This is a genomic window from Mycobacterium sp., assembly GCF_044370595.1.
In the GTDB taxonomy this organism is placed as follows: domain Bacteria; phylum Actinomycetota; class Actinomycetes; order Mycobacteriales; family Mycobacteriaceae; genus Mycobacterium.
Window position 1 is genome coordinate 1 of record NZ_JBILVF010000187.1, and the last position, 5,875, is coordinate 5,875.

General features: G+C 68.7%; 6 protein-coding genes. 3 read left to right on the forward strand and 3 right to left on the reverse strand.

Going from position 1 to position 5,875, the window contains the following annotated elements:
- The first annotated feature begins 151 nt into the window (after positions 1–151).
- Positions 152–607 (forward strand): MaoC family dehydratase, encoded by a 456-nt coding sequence (locus tag ADBZ5N_RS16915; protein ID WP_526259417.1) that lies wholly within the window; start codon positions 152–154, stop codon positions 605–607.
- Positions 608–640: 33 nt separating this feature from the next.
- Here the strand turns inward: ADBZ5N_RS16915 and ADBZ5N_RS16920 are convergent, their stop codons facing one another.
- Positions 641–2,113, reverse strand: coding sequence for an aldehyde dehydrogenase (locus ADBZ5N_RS16920; protein ID WP_526259419.1), 1,473 nt, complete (start codon positions 2,111–2,113; stop codon positions 641–643).
- Between the two features lie 54 nt (positions 2,114–2,167).
- Complete coding sequence (locus tag ADBZ5N_RS16925) at positions 2,168–2,929, reverse strand: class I SAM-dependent methyltransferase (RefSeq protein ID WP_526259421.1); 762 nt, start codon at positions 2,927–2,929, stop codon at positions 2,168–2,170.
- Between the two features lie 57 nt (positions 2,930–2,986).
- Between ADBZ5N_RS16925 and ADBZ5N_RS16930 the strand changes: the two genes are divergently transcribed.
- Together ADBZ5N_RS16930 and ADBZ5N_RS16935 are read left to right on the forward strand one after the other, a co-directional pair.
- The gene (locus tag ADBZ5N_RS16930) at positions 2,987–4,150 is read left to right on the forward strand and encodes a glycosyltransferase family 4 protein (RefSeq protein WP_526259423.1); all 1,164 of its coding nucleotides are present in this window, start codon (positions 2,987–2,989) and stop codon (positions 4,148–4,150) included.
- Positions 4,147–4,530, forward strand: coding sequence for a DUF5313 family protein (locus ADBZ5N_RS16935; RefSeq protein ID WP_526259425.1), 384 nt, complete (start codon positions 4,147–4,149; stop codon positions 4,528–4,530). The genes ADBZ5N_RS16930 and ADBZ5N_RS16935 overlap by 4 nt, the downstream gene beginning before the upstream one ends.
- Here the strand turns inward: ADBZ5N_RS16935 and ADBZ5N_RS16940 are convergent.
- The coding region (locus ADBZ5N_RS16940; protein WP_526259427.1) for an MmpA family trehalose lipid delivery protein at positions 4,515–5,875 on the reverse strand (1,361 nt) is incomplete at its 5' end. The genes ADBZ5N_RS16935 and ADBZ5N_RS16940 overlap by 16 nt on opposite strands.

Sequence of the window (5,875 nt, forward strand, 5' to 3'; positions counted from 1 at the left end):
TGGATGGCCTCCTCTCCGGTGCACGCCGCTTGAACGTAACTATGCTTACGAACATAGTCCGGGTGGATCTCAGCCGCAAAGCCGCCGCGTTACAGCTTGATGACAATGCCATTTATGATCCAAGCCATACTCCCTGGCGGAAGGCGGAACCATGAAGGTGATCACGTCCATCGAGGAGGCCCGGGCGCTGGTCGGCCAGGAACTCGGGGTCAGTGACTGGCTGACGATCGACCAGCAGCGGGTCAACGACTTCGCCGATGTGACGGGCGACCATCAGTGGATCCACGTCGACGTTGAACGCGCCAAGGCCGAGAGCCCCTACAAGGCACCGATCGCGCACGGCTTCTTGACCCTGTCGTTGATCCCGGCATTGAGCAAGGACAACTTTCGCTTGGAGAACGCCAAGTTGGCCATCAACTACGGACTCAACAAGGTCCGCTTTCTCAACGCGGTACCGGTCGGCGCGCGGATCCGGGTGCGTTCCGAACTCGCCGACGCGACCGCCAAGGGCGATGCCGCCGACCTGACGGTCAAACACACCATCGAGATCGACGGCGCCGAGCGGCCCGCGGCCGTCGCGGAGATGATCGTCCGGGCGGTCTTCTAGCTCGGAATGGTCGCCGGGCCAGACCGTCGGGCGCTAGCTCGTCGGCGTGTAGCCGAAGGGCAGCAGCACGCTCTTGAGTTCGACGTACTCCTCGATGCCCTCGGGCCCGTTCTCGCGGCCGATCCCGGAATTCTTATAGCCGCCGAACGGGGCGCCGGGATCGAAGGCGTACATGTTCACCGCGTAGGTTCCGGTGCGGATCTTGGAGGCGATCTCGATCGCCTTGGCGTAATCGGTCGTCCACACGCTGCCGGCCAGTCCGTAGTCCGAGTCGTTGGCGATCCGAATCGCGTCGGCCTCGTCCTCGTAGGGAATCACCGCCAGCACCGGCCCGAAGATCTCCTCCCGGGCGATCGTCATCGAGTTGTCGACGTCGGCGAACACCGTGGGCTGGACGAAGTAGCCGTCATCGAGTCCTTCGGGGCGTCCGCCGCCGGTCACCAGACGGGCACCCTCGTCCTTGCCCTTCTGGATGTAGCCTTCGACGCGCTCGCGCTGCTTCTCGCTGATCAGCGGGCCGATCACCGCGCCCGGTGAGTCCGGGAGCCCGACCGGCATCGCGGCGACCGCGGCACCGATCTTCTCGACGATCTCCGCGTAACGCGACCGCGGGGCCAGGATCCGGGTCTGCGCCACGCAGGCCTGACCGCTGTTCATCAGACCCGAGAACAACAGCATTCCCATCGTGGAGTCCAGGTCGGCGTCCTCGAGGATGATGGCCGCGGACTTGCCGCCCAGTTCCAGCGTGCAGGGCTTGAGGCGCTCCGCGGCGCGCTGACCGACCTCCTTGCCCACCGAGGAACTGCCGGTGAAGGTGTACTTGTCGATGTCGGGGTTGGCGGTCAGCGCCCGTCCGGTCTCCGGGCCGCCGGGCACCACCGACAGCACGCCCTCGGGCAGGCCGGCCTCGGCGAACGCGTCGGCAAGCGCGTTGACGCTCAAGGGAGTCTCGGCGGCGGGCTTGAGTACCACCGTGCATCCGGCCAGCAGAGCCGGCCCGAGCTTGTTGCAGGCCAGGAACATCGGCACGTTCCAGGCCGCGACTGCGCCCACCACGCCCACCGGTTCGCGCAGCACCATGGTCTGGCCGTAGATGCCGTCGCGGATGTCGCGCCAGGTGAACTTCTCCGCGGCCGCCGCGTAGTACTGCAGACCCGACAGCGCGGCGCCGTACTGCATCATGTCGATGATCATCTGCGGCTGACCGGTCTCGGCTTTGAGCAGAAACTTCAACTCGTCGGCGCGGTCCTCGATCACCTTGACTGCGTTGGCGATCACCGCCTGGCGTTCCTGCGGAGTCATCCTCGGCCACGGGCCCTCGTCGAACGCCTTGCGGGCGGCCGCGCAGGCGGCGTCGACATCGGCGGCGGCGGCCATCGGCACCTTGCCGACGTACTCGCCGGTGGCGGGCGAGTGCACCTCGATGACGTCGGAGGTGGACGGCTCCACCCACTTACCGCCGATGAAGAGCTTGTCGTATTCGGTCTTGTACGCCGCCTGTGTCATGTGGATCACAGTACCGACGAATCGCCCTGGCGAGAACCTGTGTCACTTCGGTGCTCAAGAAGGCCGCAACACCAGCACCAGATTGCTCACCAGGAATTCCCGCAGGCCCGGTACCGAGGTCAGCCACCATGCCCATCGCGGGTGGTAGCGGGGGAATGCAGCCACCAGTGCCCCGGTGGACCGGGCCCACGCCAGGCCGTCGGCGACGGAGACGTCGAATAACGACGAACCGTAGTTGTTCTTGGGTGGATGGCCGTGTCTCCGGGTGTAACGGTCGGCCGCGCGGGCACCACCGAGGTAGTGCCACAGGCCGGTTTCGTGGCCGCCGAACGGCCCCAACCACACCGTGTACGACAAGATCGCCATACCACCCGGACGGGTCACCCGGAGCATCTCAGCACCCAGCCGCCACGGTTGCGCCACGTGCTCGGCGACGTTGGAGGACAGGCAGACGTCGACGCTGGCGTCGGCGAATGGCAGCGCCAGGCCGGAGGCTCGCACGAAGGTGCCCGGTCCGCCGCGATGGGAGTGGCCCGCGGCATGCATCTCCCGCGGATCCGGTTCCACGCCGATGTACCGCCAGCCTGCCTCGGTGAAAGCGGTTGCGAAGTAACCGGGGCCGCCGCCGACGTCGAGGACTGTGGAGGTACTGCGGCCGCCGTTTCGCTGCCACAGGGCGGTCACCATGGCTGCGGTGTCCTCGGCGAGAGCGCCGTAGAACCGGGCCGGATCGGACTGCTCGTGACGGAACTGTGCGAGCAGTCGCACGGAGCGGCCCATCGTCGCTCGCCGGGAGAATTCATCGGTCACGCGCACCGCAACGACCCTAGTGACCTCAAAGACCCTCGCGACACGAAGGATAGGCTGGTGGCGATGTCCGAATCCGTTCGCTCCGTGCTGCTGCTGTGCTGGCGTGACACCGGGCACCCGCAGGGTGGCGGGAGTGAGACTTACCTTCAGCGGATCGGGTCCCTGCTCGCCCGCAACGGGGTCGAGGTCACCCTCCGCACTGCCCGCTACGACGGCGCCACCATCGCCGACACCCTCGACGGTGTGCGAATCAGTCGCGGCGGCGGCCCCTACACCGTCTACATCAGGGCGGGCCTAGCAATGCTGGCCTCCCGGGTGGGCCTAGGGCCGCTGCGGCACACCCGCCCCGACGTGGTCATCGACAGCCAGAATGGGCTGCCGTTCCTGGCGCGACTGGCCTTCGGCCGGCGCGTGGTGGTGCTCGTGCACCACTGTCATCGCGAGCAGTGGCCGGTCGCCGGACCGACTCTGGGCCGGATCGGCTGGTTCGTGGAGTCCCGCCTCTCGCCGTGGCTGCACCGCCGCAACCAGTACGTCACCGTGTCGCTGCCGTCGATGCGCGACCTGGCCGACCTGGGTGTCGACGGCCGGCGGGTCGCCATCGTCCGCAACGGTTTGGACCAGGCTCCACCTGAGTCGCTGAGCGGTGCGCGGTCGGCCACCCCACGGGTGGTGGTGCTGTCCCGGCTGGTTCCGCACAAACAGATCGAGGACGCTCTCGATGCCGTCGCGGTGCTGCGGTCCCGGGTGCCCGATCTGCATCTGGATGTCGTCGGCGGCGGCTGGTGGCACGACCGGTTGGTGGAGCATGCGCAACGCCTCGGCATCGGCGGCGCGGTGACTTTCCACGGCCACGTCGATGAGCAGACCAAACACGCTGTGGTGCAACGTTGTTGGGTGCAACTGCTGCCCTCCCGCAAAGAGGGTTGGGGATTGGCGGTGGTGGAGGCGGCTCAGCACGGGGTTCCGACGATCGGCTACCGATCGTCCGGCGGCCTGGTGGACTCCATTGTGGACGGGGTGACCGGACTGCTTGTCGATGACCGCGATGAAATGGTCGACCGACTCGAGGGGCTGTTGTGCGATCGGGTGCTGCGTGAGGAACTCGGCGCGAAGGCGGAGGCCCGGAGCCGGGAATTCTCCTGGCCGCAAAGCGCGGCGGCCATGCAGACGGTGCTGGACACCGTGAACGCCGGGGGGCGTGTCAGCGGGGTGGTCCAAACATGAGCAGTGCCCGGCCGAACCTGATCCAGTACATCGCCTACTGCTACGGCAAGGTGCTGCCCCCGGAGATGGACGATTGGGTGGCCGAGGACCTATCCGGAAAAGGCGCCCGGCTGCGCACGCTGGTCCGGGTCAGCATCCCGGCGATCCTCCTCGTCTCCCCGTTGTGGCTGATTCCGGCCAGCACCGGCATGCACCTGGCGATGAGTTCGCTGCTGCTGCTGCCGTTCGTGTACTTCGCCCATGCGCTGGACAAGGTGTGGCGTGCCCATCGGCTTCGACAGCACGGCCTGAACCCCGATCTTGTCGACGCACGCACCCGCCTTCGCGACGCCCAGATCCGCGAGGACTACCAGCGCCGCCACGGTCACCGTCCGGACTGACCGCCCCGTCGCCCCGCGGCCACGGCCATACCGGCCGCACCGGCCAACAGGGTCGCGGCCCACATCAGGTGCGCGCCGATCACCGCGACCCGGTGTGCGCGCGGCGCGGCTTCGCCGGTGCCGCCGATCCGGTACAGCGCGATGTCGCTGTCGGCGTACACCGGTTGCATCCGGTCGAGCATCTGACCGGCCGAACCCATCGGGCCGGGCGTCCCACGCTCCACCAGCAGCCAGCCGACCCCGGCGCGGGCCAGCGCCTGAGGCCCGGCGGCCGACTCGAGCAACTGCTGCACCGCGCGGGCCCGAACGCCTTCACCGGGCACGGTCTGTCCGGCGACCAGCAGATCGCCGGTGCTCAAGACCTCGGCGCGCACCCATCGGGGAGCCGGGTCGAGCACCGGGGCCCGCCCGGACCAGCCGAACCGCCGCATCGTCGCCGTTGGCAGTACCGCCACCGGCGACGGATCGGCGTTGATCTCGTCGGCCATCACCGGCCACCCCGGCGGGTAGCGCACCGGCCGAAGCTGCCCACCGACCCCGAAGGCCAGATCAGGCAGGACCGCCAGCAAGGCGACACAGCACAGCAGCGCGGCCGCCGTGGGCCGCACCCAACGCCGCAGCACCAGCACTGCGCCCGCGCCGGCCAGGGTGTATCCCGGCATGGCCAGCGCCACCCACTTCTGCCCGTCCCGCAGGACTGCCAGCCCCGGGATGGCCTCGACGGCGCCGCTCAGCACGCTCAGGCCGGGCCCGGTAGCCATCGCCGCCGGCAACAGGACGGCCGCTGCGGCAAGTCCCAGCAGCGCCCGGCTGCTGCGCTGGCGTACCACCGCCGGTGCACCGCAGGCAACCACGGTCAGCAATACCACCGTGCCGATCAGTGCGAATCCCGTTGTCCGGCTTACCGGTACCGCCTCGGAGTTCCATATGCCTCCCAGCCCGGCCAGGCTACCCAGGGTGCCCAGCAGAGGCTCGGCGCGTGGCGCGAACACCGCCAGGCCGTCGGCCCGGGCACTGGCCAGTCCGCTACCCAGCAGTGAGGCGGTGACCCACGGAGCGGCGGTCAAGGCGGCGATGAGCGCAACAACGCCGGCGCAGCGGCGACGCGTCACGCCACCGCCGGGGGCGGCCAGGCACACCACCGCCAGCACCGTCGCCAGCATCACCCCGGTCGGGGTCAACCCGGCCAGCGCGATCCAGAACGCCAGTCCCGCCCACCGGCCGACGCCGCCACCGGCGGTCCGCAACTCGAACACGGTCGCGGCGACCCAGGGCAGGCACCCATAGGCCAGCAGCAGGCTCCAATGCCCCTGCAACAGACGTTCGGCGACGAAGGGATTCCACA

Coding starts and splice junctions, on each gene's coding strand:
- ADBZ5N_RS16935 (WP_526259425.1), top strand. CDS start 4,147: ATGAGCAGTGCCCGGCCGAACCTGATCCAGTACATCGCCTACTGCTAC.
- ADBZ5N_RS16915 (WP_526259417.1), top strand. CDS start 152: ATGAAGGTGATCACGTCCATCGAGGAGGCCCGGGCGCTGGTCGGCCAG.
- ADBZ5N_RS16920 (WP_526259419.1), bottom strand. CDS start 2,113: ATGACACAGGCGGCGTACAAGACCGAATACGACAAGCTCTTCATCGGC.
- ADBZ5N_RS16930 (WP_526259423.1), top strand. CDS start 2,987: ATGTCCGAATCCGTTCGCTCCGTGCTGCTGCTGTGCTGGCGTGACACC.